Raw genomic sequence first — 14,515 nt, 5'->3', positions numbered from 1 at the left:
CTTATTCCACTTTTAAGCTCATTAAATATTTCGTCAACGCATCAATCTGCTCTTCTGTCAGTTCGCCATATGTACCTGTCATTTTGTTTCCAGGCTTTATGCTTTCGGGATCACGCAGCCATCTTTTCAAGTTTTCTTCATTGTGTTCTAAAATGCCGGCAATCCGTTCACGATCGCCAAAGTTCGCCAAGTTCGGCGCTGTGCGTGCCTGTTCCGGACGCTTGTCTACCGGCGACACGGCATGGCAGCCGATACAGCTTTTGTTGAAAATCGCCTCGCCTTGTTTGGCGACCGGATCTGTCACAACCGGTTTTTTCGCATTTTGCATTTTTTCGACCCATGCATCAAACTCCGCGCGCGGCAGCGGACGCACTTTGAAGTCCATCAACGCATGGGACGGACCGCAAAGCTCCGCACATTTGCCGTAAAAGACGCCGCCGGCTTTATCTGTCGCTTCTTGGTCAAAGACAAGCCAGAACTGGTTTTTGTTGTCCGTATTTGTATCCATTTTTCCGCCGACCGCCGGAATCCAGAACGAGTGTTTGACGTCTGACGCAATCAAGTTAAAATAGACTTTTTCGTCCGTCGGTACAACTAAATCTTGGCTCGTAATAATGCCGTAATCCGGGTACTCAAACTCCCACCAATACAAGTTGGCGCGCACGTTGACCACAACCGTGTCTTTATCACGGTTCTTGTCATTCATCGGCTTGACATCCGCCAGCTTAAACGTCGCCGATACCGTCGGCACCGCCAAAATCAGCAAGAGGATGATTGGAATGACAGTCCAAATAATTTCTAGTTTATGGCTTCCTTCCACTTGCTTCGGAATTTTGTTTTCTTCCCCCTTGCGCCGCCGGAAGCGGATGACAACATAGACGAAAATGATCGCTACAACGACAATGACGAGCACCATGATCGACGTGCTCAGCAACATGAGCGAGTACTGCATGTCCGCTACTTCGCCGGCAGGCTGGAGCGTCGACAAAAACGGCTTGCCGCAGCCGGCGAGCAACAGCGCCATCATTCCAAACAAGGAAAGTAAGCGCCAGTTACGCAGCCCTTTGTTCATAGCCTAATCAAACCCCTCTTTCTTTGATGTAGAAATATATACAAATTCTTTCATGATGAAAGAATTTCAAACGTTTACCATAAGGTGGCGATCACCATCGCCACGAATAGAATTGTCAAATAGTTGAGCGAATAGACGAACATCCATTTCGCCCACTTTAAGTCATCTTTCATTTTCAAGCCCCACAGCCCCAAAAACAGCCAGCCGATGTTCAGCAGCGTCGCGACCGTTAAAAACGGCGCGCCGAGCGAGAACAAATAAAACGGCAGCGGCTGCAAACAGGCCACCCAGACGATGATTTGCCGCTTTGTCATGGCGAAGCCGTGAACGACCGGCAGCATCGGAATGCCGGCAGCCCGGTACTCCTCGCACCTCTTCATCGCCAACGCCAAAAAATGCGGCGGCTGCCATAAAAACATGATCAAAAAGAGAACAAGCGGGACGACATGGAAACTTGGGTCAACCGCGGTCCAGCCGATCACCGGCGGCACGGCGCCGGAAATGCTGCCGACGACGGTGTTGAGCGTATAATGGCGCTTCGTCCAAAGCGTATAGAAAAAGACGTACGTCACCATGCCAATGAGCCCGACCACCGCTGCCGTAACCGTTGTCATGAGCAAGCTCATCGTGCCGACGGCGACCAGGGCAACTCCGAGCCAAAGCACGCGCCGCGGCTCCATCGTTCCAGTTACCGTCGGCCGCACTTTCGTCCGCTCCATATATTGATCGATGTCGCGGTCAATGTAGTTGTTAATGGCGCATGAACCTGCGATGACGAACGCGGCGCCAAACAGCGTAAAAAACACAAGATGCAAATTCTCCAAAAAGTGCTCTCCAGTAAAATAAAACGCCAGCCACATTCCGGCAAACGTCGTGATCAAGTTCGAATTAACAATCCCGATTTTGACAACTGCCGACAATTCTCTCCAAATCGTCTTTGCGCTTGCCTGCGAACGATGGCGAGCATCGGCCGCGGCCCCATGCACCGCTTTCAAATCGGCCATTTCTCCTGTTCCTCCTCATTGCGCCGCCCGGCGGGCAGACGCCGTGATCTTGGCTCCAATGCCCGAAATACGAAAACAAAAAAACAAAAGAACTAGGCAGGTTTATTTCTCTTTATATTAAATCACATTTTTTTCTCATCATGTGAACTTTTTTTAAATAATTTGTGTCAAATTTTTGAATCCGTTAGGCGAAACCGGCCCGTTTGCCTATCCCATTAATATTTCTAGCAAACTTAATCGACTTATTCAATATGCAAACGTCATTTTGTGTTTCCGGTGGTCATCGTGTAAAATAGATTTGGTTTGGAACATCGTTGGCCGTCATCAACTGCACCACTTTTTACTAATATGGACAAAATCATAATTCCTCAATACAAGAAGGTGAAGATTTTGCAACGTTCATTAAAATGGTTTGCGGCCGCGACAACCGTGGCCATGCTGTTTGTGCTGATCGGCGGAGCGCTCGTGACGAAAACCGGCTCCGGCATGGGGTGCGGCCGATCATGGCCGCTGTGCAACGGCCAGTGGGTGCCGGATGACATTACGCCTGAACTGGTCATTGAGCTGAGCCATCGCCTTGTCTCCGGGCTTGCCGGCATCATGGTGCTCATTCTTTCCGTTTGGGCATGGCGGGTCATCGGCCATATGCGTGAGACAAAGTTTTTGGCAGTCGTCTCATTCGTTTTTCTCGTCCTGCAAGGATTAATCGGCGCCGCCGCGGTCGTCTGGGGGCAGTCCGATTTTGTGTTGGCCCTGCATTTCGGCATTTCGCTCATCTCATTTGCCGCTGTGCTGCTGTTGACGCTGCTCATTTTTGAAGCGGACAAAACGTTTTCCGCCGTCTCGCTTACGCTTGACAGGCCGATGCGCGTTCATATTTACGGGATCATTATTTACTCGTACATTGTCGTCTATACCGGGGCGCTCGTCCGCCATACGAACGCCAGCCTCGCCTGTCCAAGCTGGCCGCTGTGCGCGAAAACGCGTCCTTTCCCGGTGCAGTTTCACGAATGGGTGCAAATGGGCCATCGGCTGGCGGCGGGGCTGATCGTCATCTGGATCGCCATCGCGGCGCTGCACGCCATCCGTCATTACCGAAGCCAACCGGTTATCTACTATGGATGGATCATTGCTCTTTTTCTCGTCCTCGCCCAGATGACAACTGGGGCGCTCGTTGTGTTCACTCAGTTGAACTTATACGTGGCTCTGGCGCACGCGTTTTTTATCTCCTGCCTGTTCGGCGTGCTCAGCTACTTGCTGCTCTTGGCGCTGCGCACCCGCCGTGCGCCGGGAAAAACGATGGCTCACCCGCCCGAGGAAACAGCGCCAACCGTGCTGAAATGGCGGTAATCCGCTGCAGAGAAAAAGGGATGCCCACAAAAACGCGGACATCCCTTTTTCATTATTTGGATAGCTCAATCAGCAAGTCGCCCGCCTGAATGGCATCGCCGCTTTTGACGTAAATGTCTTTGACAATGCCAGCAAACGGCGCCTGCACCGTCGTTTCCATTTTCATCGCTTCCGTGACCATCAAATGGTCGCCTTTATCCACTTTCTCCCCTTTTTCGACAAGCACTTTCACAACCGTACCCGGCATCGTCGCCGCAATATGGTTCGGATTCGTCCGGTCGGCCTTGATGCGCTCAGCAACGGCCGCTTTGATGCTCTCATCGCGGATGATGACTTCGCGCGGCTGGCCGTTCAGCTCGAAGTAGACGACGCGCGTGCCATCGGCCTGCGGCTGGCCGATGGAGACGAGTTTGACGATGAGCGTTTTCCCGCGCTCAATCTCCACTTCAATTTCCTCGCCGAGGCGCATGCCGTACAGGAACGTCGGTGTATCGAGCACGGAAATATCGCCGTATTTTTCCACCGTTTCGGCATATTCCAAAAACACTTTCGGATAAAGCGCATAGGCAATGGCGTCAAAGTCGGTCACTTCGCGGCCGAGCTTGTCATACAGCTCCCGCTTGATTTGCTCGAAATCAACCGGCTCAAGCAGCTCACCCGGACGAACGGTGATCGGTTCGCGCCCTTTCAAAATAATGCGCTGCAACTCTTTCGGGAACCCGCCATGCGGCTGGCCTAAATAGCCTTCGAAAAACTCCACGACCGAGTCTGGGAAATTGAGCGTTTCGCCGCGTTCAAAAATGTCTTGCTCCGTCAAATTGTTTTGCACCATGTAAAGCGCCATGTCGCCGACAACTTTCGATGATGGCGTCACTTTGACGATGTCGCCGAACAAGTCGTTCACGCGGCGATACATTTCTTTCACTTCATCCCACCGATCGCCGAGGCCGACCGCTTTCGCTTGCTGCTGCAAATTGCTGTATTGGCCGCCCGGCATCTCGTGCATGTATACTTCCGTATGCGGGGCGTTCATGCCGCTTTCAAACTCCTGATAAAACTTGCGCACATCTTCCCAATAGCGGGCCAACTGCTCCAAGCCATAAATGTCAACTTCCGGCGCCCGCTCTGTTCCTTCCAACGCATAGTAGAGCGTATTGGCGCTCGGCTGCGACGTCAAGCCGGCCATCGAGCTGACGGCGACATCAACAATGTCCACACCCGCTTCAATCGCTTTGGCGTACGTGTAAATGCCGTTGCCGCTCGTATCGTGCGTATGCAAATGGATCGGAATATCGACCGTTTCCTTAAGCGCGGAAATGAGCACGTACGCCGCCTGCGGCTTCAAAAGCCCTGCCATATCTTTAATGCCCAAAATGTGCGCTCCGGCTTGCTCGAGCTCTTTGGCGAGCGACTTGTAATAGTCCAAATTGTACTTCGGCCGGCTCGGGTCCAAAATGTCGCCGGTGTAGCAAATGGCGGCCTCGGCGATTTTACCACTTTGCCGGACGGCATCGATCGCCACCGTCATTCCTTTCACCCAGTTTAAGCTGTCAAAAATGCGGAAGACATCGATGCCGGCTTGCGCCGATTTTTCAACGAACTCGCGGATGACGTTGTCGGGATAGTTTTTATACCCCACGGCGTTGGCCGAGCGAAGAAGCATCTGGAACAGCACGTTCGGGATGCGCTCGCGCAGCTTGAGCAGCCGGTCCCACGGATCTTCTTTCAAAAAGCGGTACGCCACATCAAACGTCGCTCCGCCCCACATCTCAAGCGAGAACAAATTCGGCAGCAAGCGCGCCGTCGGTTCGGCGATGCGCAGCATGTCGATCGTGCGCACGCGCGTCGCCAACAGCGACTGATGGGCGTCGCGGAACGTCGTATCGGTCAAGAGCACGCGCGGCTGCTCTTGGATCCAGCGAACAAGCCCTTCAGGTCCGCGTTCATCCAAAATTTGCTTCGTTCCCGCTGGGATCGGTTCCGTTTGGCTCACCTTCGGCACGCGCGGCTTGTCAAACACCGGCTTTTTCTTTTTGCCGATGCCAGGGAAGCCGTTGACCGTCACCGTGCCGATGTAGGTGAGCATTTTCGTCCCGCGGTCTTTCCGGCGCGGAAACACAAACAATTCCGGCGTTGTGTCAATGAACGATGTATCATATTCCCCTGACAAAAACTTCGGATGCTGCACGACATTTTCCAAAAACGGGATGTTCGTTTTAATGCCGCGAATGCGGAATTCGCGCAAGTTGCGCAGCATTTTTCTGGCCGCCTGCTCAAACGTCAACGCCCATGTCGACACTTTCACGAGCAGCGAATCGTAATACGGCGTAATAACCGCTCCTTGGAAGCCATTGCCGGCGTCCAAGCGCACGCCAAAACCGCCGCCTGAGCGGTACGCCATAATTTTTCCCGTATCCGGCATAAAGTTGTTGAGCGGGTCCTCAGTCGTCACCCGCGACTGAATCGCATAGCCGTTAATGCGGATGTCTTCCTGCTTTGGAATGCCGACTTCCGGGCTGTGGAGTGAAAAGCCGTCGGCGATTAAAATTTGCGACTGGACGATGTCAATCCCCGTGATCATTTCGGTGATCGTATGCTCGACTTGGATGCGCGGATTGACCTCAATGAAATAAAATTCATCGCCTGAGACAAGGAACTCAACCGTACCGGCGTTGACGTAGCCGACGCTTTTCATCAGTTTGACCGCCGCTTCACAAATGCGCTGGCGCAGCTCGTCCGACAGCGAGACGCTCGGCGCAACCTCAACGACTTTTTGGTGGCGGCGCTGCACCGAGCAGTCACGTTCGTAAAGATGGACAATGTTTCCTTCATGGTCGCCCAAAATTTGCACTTCAATGTGCTTTGGCTTTTCGATTAGCTTTTCGACATAGACGTCATCGCTGCCAAATGCCGCCTTCGCCTCTGATTTGGCGCGTTCAAACGCTTCTTTCACTTCAGACTTGGAACGGACGATGCGCATGCCGCGTCCGCCGCCGCCCAGCGCCGCCTTGATGATGATCGGATATCCGTGCGTTTCGGCAAAGCGGACGACATCCTCAAGGCCGCCGACCGGTCCGTCGCTGCCCGGGATGACCGGAATGCCCGCTTTCATGGCCGCATGGCGCGCTTTTACCTTGTCGCCAAACATGTCGAGGTGATCCTCGTTTGGGCCGATGAAAATAATCCCTTCCTCGCGGCACCGTTTCGCAAATTGGATATTTTCCGACAAAAACCCGTACCCCGGATGGATGGCATCAACGTCGTGAGCTTTGGCGATTTCGATGATGCCCTCGATGTCCAAATACGCTTCAATCGGCTTTTTCCCTTCGCCGACCAAATACGCTTCATCCGCCTTATAGCGGTGGTACGAACCGGCATCTTCCTTCGAGTAAATGGCTACAGTGCGGATGCCGAGCTCCGTGCAGGCGCGGAAGACGCGAATGGCGATCTCCCCGCGGTTGGCTACAAGCACTTTGTGAATTCGTCTTGTCCTCATCGTCTCTCCTCCTTTCTAATTAAACTATAAAAGTTTTGCCGTTTTGTAAATACACTTTCTAAAAAGTCAGACCTTTTTTTGACGCGTTCACGGCTTGTTTTTCGCTTTTTTTGTATCGCTGTTCATACTTCGTAAACATCGAAATGTTCACCAGCAAGCCGAGCGAGGCCATCATCAGGACGAGCGATGTCCCCCCGTAGCTGACGAGCGGCAGCGGCACCCCGGTGATGGGAATGAGCCCGACGACTCCGCCGACGTTAATAAACGTCTGGAAGCCGATCATGACGGAAATGCCGATGGCGAGCAAGCTGCCGAACGCATCAGTCGAGCGGCGGGCGATCCACAATCCGCGCAGCACGATAAACGCCAATAGCCCAAGCGTGAACATGACGCCGAACAAACCGAGCTCTTCGGCAATGACGGCCATAATAAAGTCGGTGTGCGACTCTGGCAAATAGCCGTACTTTTGGATGCCTTTTCCGAGCCCAAGCCCTTTCAGCCCGCCGATCCCGATCGCCAAATACGAATTGACGAGCTGATAGCCGTCCGTATCCGCATATTGAAACGGATCCAAAAAACTGTAAAGGCGCGACAACCGTTCGCCCGAAAAAATCTTTTTGCCCATGAACGGAAGCCAAAGCGGCGACAGCATCACGGCGATCAAAGCGAAAAAGAGCAGTTGCTTGAAAAGCAACGTGAGGCGCAGTCCAGACGAAAGAATGATGCACACCGCGATGACAAAAACGATAAACGCCGTGCCGAAGTCCGGCTGAATGGCGATCAACGCACAAATAAACAGCGTATAGTAAATGGGGAATAAATTGCTTTTCACCGGCTCAGCCAGCCGTTTCCGCTTGTTGGCAAACGCCGCCGACAAGTACAAAATCAAGCCGAGCTTGGCCAGCTCCGCCGGCTGGATGGAAAGCGCCCCAACGCGAAACCAGCTTGTCGCATTGTTGGCCGTATGGCCAAGGAACGCAACCGCGATCAGCATCAGCGGGGAAGCGAAGAAAACGAATTTCACGAATCGTTCTTTTCGCCACACTTTATACGGAATAATAGCCATCATGGCAAAGGCAGCGAGCGCGGCGATGAGCCAATGCTTTTGCCGCTCATAAAAATAGTCGCTCGGCACCTCAAAACGGATGACGGCCGTCACCATGCTCGCGCTGTACACCATAATCAGGCCGAACAACGACAGCATAATGACCGCGGCCATGAGCGGATAATCGTAACATTTCAACACTTTCTTCCGTAATTGTCGATCCATCGTCCCTCTTCCCTGTTTGCACGTATGTACATAAATCATTCGCAGCAGCGCGCCGATTTCCTGCCCAAAAACAGAAAAACTCAAACGACGGCAGGCCAATCGTTTGAGTTGCCATGTATCGTTATCGTACGCGCTTTTTTGTCACTGCTTCATGCAACGCGGAAAGCTCGCGCTCAAGCCGGTCAAGGAGCGCCTTTCCGTCTTTGGCCTCCACAAGCCCGAGGCGCACCGCAAAGTCGATTTCCCGCGACAAGCCGAACATTTGCGTGTCCAACACTTCCTCATAGAGCGGACATTGCGGCATCGTCAAATGATCCATTTGCACGCGGATGAGCTGAATAATTTTTTCCGCATCGGCTTGCAGCAGCGCGTACGCCTTTTCGCGATAGCCCATCGATTCGTCCGTCACATCGATCCCTCCGTTCTCTCCCCTATCCTTCTTTAAATCTTAACGTGAAACAAGCCATTTTGCAAGTTGAAACCATTGACAGCAATCCGGCTTGGAACATGACAAACGCTTTATTTATTATTATACTAAAAACAGCGGCAACATGCAGAGGAGAGGGTGTCTTGATGAGCGATATTATCATGCTGACGGGAAAGGTCAACTTTACGATTACGCTCGACCCTGGCGTCTGGATTTTCGATGACCGAAAAGTCGATTTGGACACGTATTTTTCGCATCCGAAACCGGATCAGGCCGAGGCAGGGCAAGAGGAAGAAGAAATCAAAAAGTGGTCGGCGTTTTGGGACCGGGAAATTCAGGAGGGGGCCGTCTTTCCGCCCACATTGAAAACCGAGCGGCGTTTTTTGAAGGAGAAAATCATCACCGGTTCGTTCGGCATGCCGTTTGCTCCGTTTTTGCAAAACGCTGAACCGCACGAAGACGCTTCCGAACTTGTCGTCGTGACGGAAAGCGGGGAAACGGTGATCCCGCTCGACAAAGCACACGATTTGATTTTTGCTTTTTCTAAAAACGGAAAGCCGCTGCGCGATGACGGTCCGGTGCACATTTATTTCGGCGACGGCTCGAACCGCGAAGCGCCGATTACCCATGTGCGCCAGCTCATCGTCCGCTGACCAGACGCTCCGTCAAGAGGACGTCCGGTTTTCGGTCGGCCGTGAGGGGCCGCCATTCCTGTTCGTTCGCGTGACGCAGGATTGGCAGCCTCCCAAGCGGCCGGTTGGAAGACGAGGGCTAAAGCAAGTCGGCAGCGAGCTGGGCGAGCTCGGAACGCTCTCCTTTGACAAGGCGGATATGACCGGCGATTGTTTGGTCTTTGAATTTCTCGACCACATACGTCAAGCCGTTGTTGTATTCATCCAAATATGGATGGTCGATCTGTTCCGGATCGCCCATTAAAATGATTTTGCTTTTTTCGCCGACGCGCGTCAAAATCGTCTTCACTTCATGCTTTGTCAAGTTTTGCGCCTCATCAATAATGATGAACTGCTCCGGCAGGCTGCGGCCGCGAATGTAGGTGAGCGCCTCGACTTCAATCGAGCTCATGCCGGCTAAAATGGCGTCCAATTCCCCCGGCTTTTTCGTGTTGAACAAATACTCAAGGTTGTCAAAAATCGGCTGCATCCACGGGCGCAGCTTTTCTTCCTTTTCCCCGGGCAAAAAGCCGAGGTCTTTCCCCATCGGCACGATCGGGCGCGCGACAAGCAGCTTTTTGTACATGCGTAAGTCTTCAGTCTGCATGAGCCCGGCAGCAAGCGCGAGCAGCGTTTTCCCGGTTCCAGCCTTGCCGATTAACGTCACGAGCGGAATATCGTCGCGCATAAGTAGCTCAAACGCCATCGTTTGCTGCACGTTGCGCGGGCGAATGCCCCATATATGCTCATGATGAAAAATCAGCTTCTTCACCTTTTTGCCGTTTTGGTCGACGATGCCAATCGCCGAAGCGGAACTGCCGAATGCGTCTTTCATAATAATAAACTGATTCGGGTAAAACGGGTGATCAGCGATATCGGCCAACACGAGCTCCCCTTTATCATAAAACCGTTGCAGGTGATCCCTCCCTATGTACAGTTCCAAAAACCCGGTGTAAATATGGTCGACGTCAACGACGCGGTCGCTTAAGAAGTCTTCGGCCTGCAGCCCGATGGCATCCGCTTTCACGCGCACGAGCGCATCTTTGCTCACCAAAATGACCGAACGTCCGTCCTCTTTCGCTTGTTCCTCAAGCGATAAGTTTTTCGCCACCGCCAAAATGCGGTTGTCGTTCGTTTTTTCGACAAAAATTTCCTGAAGCTGATGGAATGAACGGTGGTTCAGTTCAATGCGCAGCACCCCTCCGTTTTCAAGCGGAATTTTCTCGTGCAGCTTGCCGTTCTCGCGCAGGCGGTCGATCAGCTTCGACACCTGGCGGGCGTTTCTCCCGACCTCATCCATATACCGCTTTTTCGAATCCACTTCCTCCAGGACGACAGCCGGAATGACGACCTCGTTGTCCTCGAACGAAAAAATTGAATACGGGTCTTGCAAGAGGACGTTTGTATCAAGCACATAGATTTTCTTTCCCAAATTCCGCTTCCCCCTAGCGTCCGTTTTCCGCCTTGTATACCGGATGGGAATGGCTGTGGTATAGCATATGAAAAAATGTATAAAGATAGAAGGATTTTTGCAAAATAAAGTCAAAAAAGCAGAGGTGGACAAAGATGAAGAAAACACTCGGATGGCTGGCCGCCTTCTCCCTTCTTCTTTTAGGCGGATGCAATGTTGGAAACAGCAATGAAGCAAACGATGGGGACCGTTCGCTTGTGCGCGTCAGAAATACGGTTGATGAGCAGGTAGAAAATAAATCGGGCCAGGAGATCGCCCGCCGGATTGCGGAGATCGCGAACCGTGTGCCGAACGTTCACGATGCTACCGCGATCGTTGTGGGCAAGTACGCCATCGTCGGCATTGACGTCGGCGCCAATGTCGACGCCTCACGCGTCGGCACGATCAAATATTCCGTTGCAGAAGCGCTGCAAAAAGACCCGTACGGCGCCAACGCAATTATTATCGCCGATCCGGACCTTTACACGCGCGTGCGCAACATCGGCCGGCAAATTGATGAGGGGAGGCCTGTGCAGGCATTCATGAACGAAATCGCCGACATCGTTGGACGGGTGATGCCGGAAGTGCCAAGCGACCTGTTTGAAACGACGCCAAATCCGACCGAAGAAAACGACGGGCAGTTGAACAACCAAGAGGAACGGCAGTTGAACGAACATCAAGAAAAGCAGTCCAACCACCACTTAAACCGCTAAACGATTCTGCTGCGCTGTGGTATAATGGATCGGGAGGGGCATTTTCGATCTTAATGACAGCCGGAGAAGCTTTAGCGTGACAGAGAACCGAACAACGAGCCGCCTTCCGGACAAATCAATTTGTCTGGAAGGCGGTGTTGTTCGGCCGCCCGCCAGTCGAAAAATAAAAAACGTTAAAGCTTCAACGTGCATTGATATAGTTGTTGAGGTGAACCATGAGAATCAAATGCGTGCTTTGCGAACAAATTGACACGATCGACGATGAATCGCCGCTCGCCAAACGGCTTCGCAACCGTCCGATCCATACGTACATGTGCCGTCAATGTCATGACCGCATTGCGGAAAAAACACGGATGCGGCTGGCGACAGGAAAATTCCGCTTCTATCGCGGCAACCGCACCGATGACGATTGGTAACCAAAAACCGGCACTGAGAAGCGGCCGCTTTCCAGTGCCGGTTTTGCTTCTTTTTCTTTATGATCCGTACTTCTCAGGCTCGGCTTCGATCTGCCGCCATATCGCTTCCGCCAGCTCCACAGGGAAATGAGCCGTCTTTGTTTCCCCGCCGCACCTATATTCAACAACGTACCGCCCGCTCGCTTCGTCTTTGGCGGCCTTCACCGCCGTCACGCCGAAGTTGTTTTCCAAGATAGCCAGAAAAAACGACGCCGTGTCGCGCGCCGCCTCATCGTGCGGGCGAGCGGCGGCGACAATTTCGATTGTCAGCCAGTTGTAAAGAGCGTCTTGCACCGATTTCATGGCTTTTCTCCCTCTTTCGCCTGCCTGAGGCGGATTTTATAAATGAGCAATACGAGCGCGGCGACCGCCAATCCTTCCGCCACAGGCAAAAAAACAGCGAAAAACGTTAACACCGTGCAGCCGAGCGCCAGCAAGACGTAAATGACGGCGCTTTTCAACAGCGGCAGCCGGCGGGCAAAACCGAGACGGTAAACAAGCGCCGCCAGCAGCAAAACCGTGGCGTACAGCAGCCACATGCCGCGCTCGGGATTGCCGTCAACGTCATAAAGCGAGGCGAAAAACGTCAGCCGTTCCAGCACGTTCATACTGTTCCCTCCCGTTCACCCGAATGGCCCGCCAAAACGTAGCCCTGTTTTGTTTCCTCTCAAGCGCCGCGCGGCAGAAGCATGCACACGCCGGCGCATCCAGGGCTTTCCCGGTTAGCCAAAGGCATGCCGCTTCTATTTTGCCTGTTGCGCCGCTTTCTTTCTCTTCTCCGCTTTTTCGCGCTCGCTTTTGCTTAAGATTTTTTTGCGCAAACGAATGGAAACCGGCGTCACTTCGCAATATTCATCGTCGTTCAAATACTCAAGCGCCTCTTCCAACGTCAGCAGGCGCGGCTTTTTCATCGTCACCGTCTGCTCTTTCGTCGATGAGCGCACATTCGTAACATGCTTCTCGCGGCAAATGTTGACGACAAGGTCGTTTTCCCGGTTGTGCTCGCCGACGATCATTCCTTCGTACACTTCTGTGCCCGGCTCGACAAAAATCGTGCCGCGGTCCTCAAGCTGCATAATGCTGTACGCTGTCGCCTTGCCGGTTTCCATCGAGACGAGCACCCCTTGGCGGCGGCCTCCGATCGCGCCAGCCTGCATGGGAGCGTAATGGTCAAATGAATGGTTTAAAATGCCATACCCACGCGTCAGCGACATAAATTCGCTTCGATAGCCGATCAACCCGCGCGACGGCACAAGAAAGACGAGGCGCACTTGTCCGTTGTCTCCATGCACCATATCGGCGAGTTCGCCTTTGCGGCTGCCAAGCGATTCCATAACGGCGCCGGTATACTCTTCCGGAACGTCGATCACGACTCGTTCAATCGGTTCGCACAAAACGCCATCGATCTCTTTGACAATGACTTCCGGCTTCGATACTTGCAGTTCATACCCTTCTCGGCGCATGCTTTCAATTAGAATGGCTAAATGAAGCTCGCCGCGTCCGGAAACGATCCATGCATCCGGCGAATCGGTCGGCTCGACGCGCAGGCTGACATCGGTCTCAAGCTGGGTGAGCAGCCGCTCTTCCAACTTCCGTGCCGTCACATATTTGCCTTCGCGCCCGGCAAACGGGCTGTTGTTGACAAGAAAGGTCATTTTCAGCGTCGGCTCATCAATATGAAGCGGCGGCAACGGTTCCTGGCGGTCCGGCGGACAAACGGTCTCGCCGACGTTAATGTCTTCCATTCCCGCAACAGCCACGATGTCGCCGGCGTGGGCTTCTTCAATCTCGATCCGCTTTAAGCCAATAAAGCCGAACAACTTTGTGACGCGGAACTGTCTCACGGTGCCGTCGCGCTTCAATAAGGCGACTTGCTGGCCGGTTTTCATCGTGCCGCGGAAAATGCGCCCGATGCCGATGCGGCCCACGTATTCGTTATAATCGAGCAGGGCCACCTGGAATTGCAACGGTTCATCGCGATTGTCCGCCGGCGCCGGAATATGCTCGATGATCGTCTCAAACAAGGCGGTCATGTCCCCGCCTTGCCGGTCCGGGTCAAGGCTTGATGTTCCGCGCAGCGCCGATGTGTACACGACCGGAAACTCAAGCTGCTCCTCCGAAGCGCCGAGTTCAATAAACAAGTCGATCACTTCATCGACGACTTCCGCCGGACGGGCAAACTCGCGGTCGATTTTGTTGACGACGACAATCGGCACAAGCTGCTGCTCAAGCGCTTTTTTGAGCACAAACCGCGTTTGCGGCATACAGCCTTCGTACGCATCGACGACAAGCAAGACGCCGTCAACAAGGCGCATGATCCGCTCCACTTCCCCGCCGAAATCGGCGTGCCCCGGTGTATCCAAAATGTTGATGCGCGTCCCTTTATACAACACAGCAGTATTTTTGGCTAAAATCGTAATGCCGCGCTCACGCTCCAAATCGTTGCGATCAAGCGCCCGCTCCTCGACTTGTTCGTTTTCGCGGAATGTCCCCGACTGCCGGAGCAGTTGGTCGACGAGCGTCGTTTTTCCATGGTCGACGTGGGCGATAATCGCAATATTGCGAAGATCCATTCGTTTCTTGGTCAATGTTGGTCACTCCTGTTAG

General features: G+C 53.2%; 13 protein-coding genes. 4 read left to right on the top strand and 9 right to left on the bottom strand.

Features of this window, described 5'->3' with window-relative positions:
• Position 1: 1 nt before the first annotated feature.
• Together coxB and cyoE are read right to left on the bottom strand one after the other, a co-directional pair.
• Positions 2-1,072: a cytochrome c oxidase subunit II gene (gene coxB / locus ETC02_RS00345; RefSeq protein WP_033010281.1), complete on the bottom strand. Its 1,071-nt coding sequence runs from the start codon at positions 1,070-1,072 to the stop codon at positions 2-4.
• Between the two features lie 74 nt (positions 1,073-1,146).
• Positions 1,147-2,076 (bottom strand): heme o synthase, encoded by a 930-nt coding sequence (gene cyoE, locus ETC02_RS00340; protein ID WP_033008519.1) that lies wholly within the window; start codon positions 2,074-2,076, stop codon positions 1,147-1,149.
• Positions 2,077-2,466: 390 nt separating this feature from the next.
• Here cyoE and ETC02_RS00335 point away from each other — a divergent pair, with 390 nt between their 5' ends.
• A complete protein-coding gene (locus ETC02_RS00335; protein ID WP_033008517.1) occupies positions 2,467-3,426 on the top strand; it encodes a COX15/CtaA family protein in 960 nt (319 codons plus the stop codon).
• A 52-nt stretch (positions 3,427-3,478) separates the two neighbouring features.
• On the opposite strand, the gene pyc is transcribed toward ETC02_RS00335, so the two are convergent.
• The 3 genes from pyc to ETC02_RS00320 form a co-directional block, all read right to left on the bottom strand.
• Complete coding sequence (gene pyc / locus ETC02_RS00330; protein ID WP_050368470.1) at positions 3,479-6,922, bottom strand: pyruvate carboxylase; 3,444 nt, start codon at positions 6,920-6,922, stop codon at positions 3,479-3,481.
• 58 nt (positions 6,923-6,980) lie between these two features.
• Positions 6,981-8,192 (bottom strand): FtsW/RodA/SpoVE family cell cycle protein, encoded by a 1,212-nt coding sequence (locus ETC02_RS00325; RefSeq protein WP_050368469.1) that lies wholly within the window; start codon positions 8,190-8,192, stop codon positions 6,981-6,983.
• A gap of 121 nt (positions 8,193-8,313) precedes the next feature.
• Complete coding sequence (locus ETC02_RS00320; protein ID WP_033008511.1) at positions 8,314-8,601, bottom strand: Fpa/YlaN family protein; 288 nt, start codon at positions 8,599-8,601, stop codon at positions 8,314-8,316.
• 164 nt (positions 8,602-8,765) lie between these two features.
• Between ETC02_RS00320 and ETC02_RS00315 the strand changes: the two genes are divergently transcribed.
• Positions 8,766-9,272 carry a hypothetical protein gene (locus tag ETC02_RS00315; RefSeq protein WP_050368468.1) on the top strand — a complete coding sequence of 169 codons (507 nt, stop codon included), beginning with the start codon at positions 8,766-8,768 and terminating at the stop codon, positions 9,270-9,272.
• 118 nt (positions 9,273-9,390) lie between these two features.
• Here the strand turns inward: ETC02_RS00315 and ETC02_RS00310 are convergent, their stop codons facing one another.
• Positions 9,391-10,722: a PhoH family protein gene (locus tag ETC02_RS00310; protein ID WP_063211136.1), complete on the bottom strand. Its 1,332-nt coding sequence runs from the start codon at positions 10,720-10,722 to the stop codon at positions 9,391-9,393.
• A 134-nt stretch (positions 10,723-10,856) separates the two neighbouring features.
• Here ETC02_RS00310 and ETC02_RS00305 point away from each other — a divergent pair, with 134 nt between their 5' ends.
• Together ETC02_RS00305 and ETC02_RS00300 are read left to right on the top strand one after the other, a co-directional pair.
• Complete coding sequence (locus ETC02_RS00305; protein WP_033016198.1) at positions 10,857-11,453, top strand: YhcN/YlaJ family sporulation lipoprotein; 597 nt, start codon at positions 10,857-10,859, stop codon at positions 11,451-11,453.
• Between the two features lie 215 nt (positions 11,454-11,668).
• Complete coding sequence (locus ETC02_RS00300; protein ID WP_033008504.1) at positions 11,669-11,869, top strand: YlaI family protein; 201 nt, start codon at positions 11,669-11,671, stop codon at positions 11,867-11,869.
• A gap of 57 nt (positions 11,870-11,926) precedes the next feature.
• On the opposite strand, the gene ETC02_RS00295 is transcribed toward ETC02_RS00300, so the two are convergent.
• From ETC02_RS00295 to typA, 3 genes are all read right to left on the bottom strand, one after another.
• Positions 11,927-12,211: a hypothetical protein gene (locus ETC02_RS00295; RefSeq protein ID WP_033008503.1), complete on the bottom strand. Its 285-nt coding sequence runs from the start codon at positions 12,209-12,211 to the stop codon at positions 11,927-11,929.
• The gene (locus ETC02_RS00290; RefSeq protein WP_033008502.1) at positions 12,208-12,516 is read right to left on the bottom strand and encodes a YlaH-like family protein; all 309 of its coding nucleotides are present in this window, start codon (positions 12,514-12,516) and stop codon (positions 12,208-12,210) included. Before ETC02_RS00290 ends, ETC02_RS00295 begins: the two co-directional genes overlap by 4 nt.
• Before the next feature lie 135 nt (positions 12,517-12,651).
• Positions 12,652-14,496, bottom strand: coding sequence for a translational GTPase TypA (gene typA / locus ETC02_RS00285; RefSeq protein WP_033008501.1), 1,845 nt, complete (start codon positions 14,494-14,496; stop codon positions 12,652-12,654).
• Positions 14,497-14,515 lie beyond the last annotated feature (19 nt).

It is taken from the genome of Geobacillus sp. DSP4a (genome assembly GCF_013096875.1).
Classification (GTDB): domain Bacteria; phylum Bacillota; class Bacilli; order Bacillales; family Anoxybacillaceae; genus Geobacillus; species Geobacillus thermophilus.
This window is presented reverse-complemented; position numbering and strand designations above follow the sequence as displayed.

Bases quoted from the DNA above. Each gene is read 5' to 3' on its own strand.
- coxB (WP_033010281.1), bottom strand. From the start codon at position 1,072: ATGAACAAAGGGCTGCGTAACTGGCGCTTACTTTCCTTGTTTGGAATG.
- cyoE (WP_033008519.1), bottom strand. From the start codon at position 2,076: ATGGCCGATTTGAAAGCGGTGCATGGGGCCGCGGCCGATGCTCGCCAT.
- pyc (WP_050368470.1), bottom strand. From the start codon at position 6,922: ATGAGGACAAGACGAATTCACAAAGTGCTTGTAGCCAACCGCGGGGAG.
- ETC02_RS00325 (WP_050368469.1), bottom strand. From the start codon at position 8,192: ATGGATCGACAATTACGGAAGAAAGTGTTGAAATGTTACGATTATCCG.
- ETC02_RS00315 (WP_050368468.1), top strand. From the start codon at position 8,766: ATGAGCGATATTATCATGCTGACGGGAAAGGTCAACTTTACGATTACG.
- ETC02_RS00305 (WP_033016198.1), top strand. From the start codon at position 10,857: ATGAAGAAAACACTCGGATGGCTGGCCGCCTTCTCCCTTCTTCTTTTA.
- ETC02_RS00300 (WP_033008504.1), top strand. From the start codon at position 11,669: ATGAGAATCAAATGCGTGCTTTGCGAACAAATTGACACGATCGACGAT.
- ETC02_RS00295 (WP_033008503.1), bottom strand. From the start codon at position 12,211: ATGAAATCGGTGCAAGACGCTCTTTACAACTGGCTGACAATCGAAATT.
- ETC02_RS00290 (WP_033008502.1), bottom strand. From the start codon at position 12,516: ATGAACGTGCTGGAACGGCTGACGTTTTTCGCCTCGCTTTATGACGTT.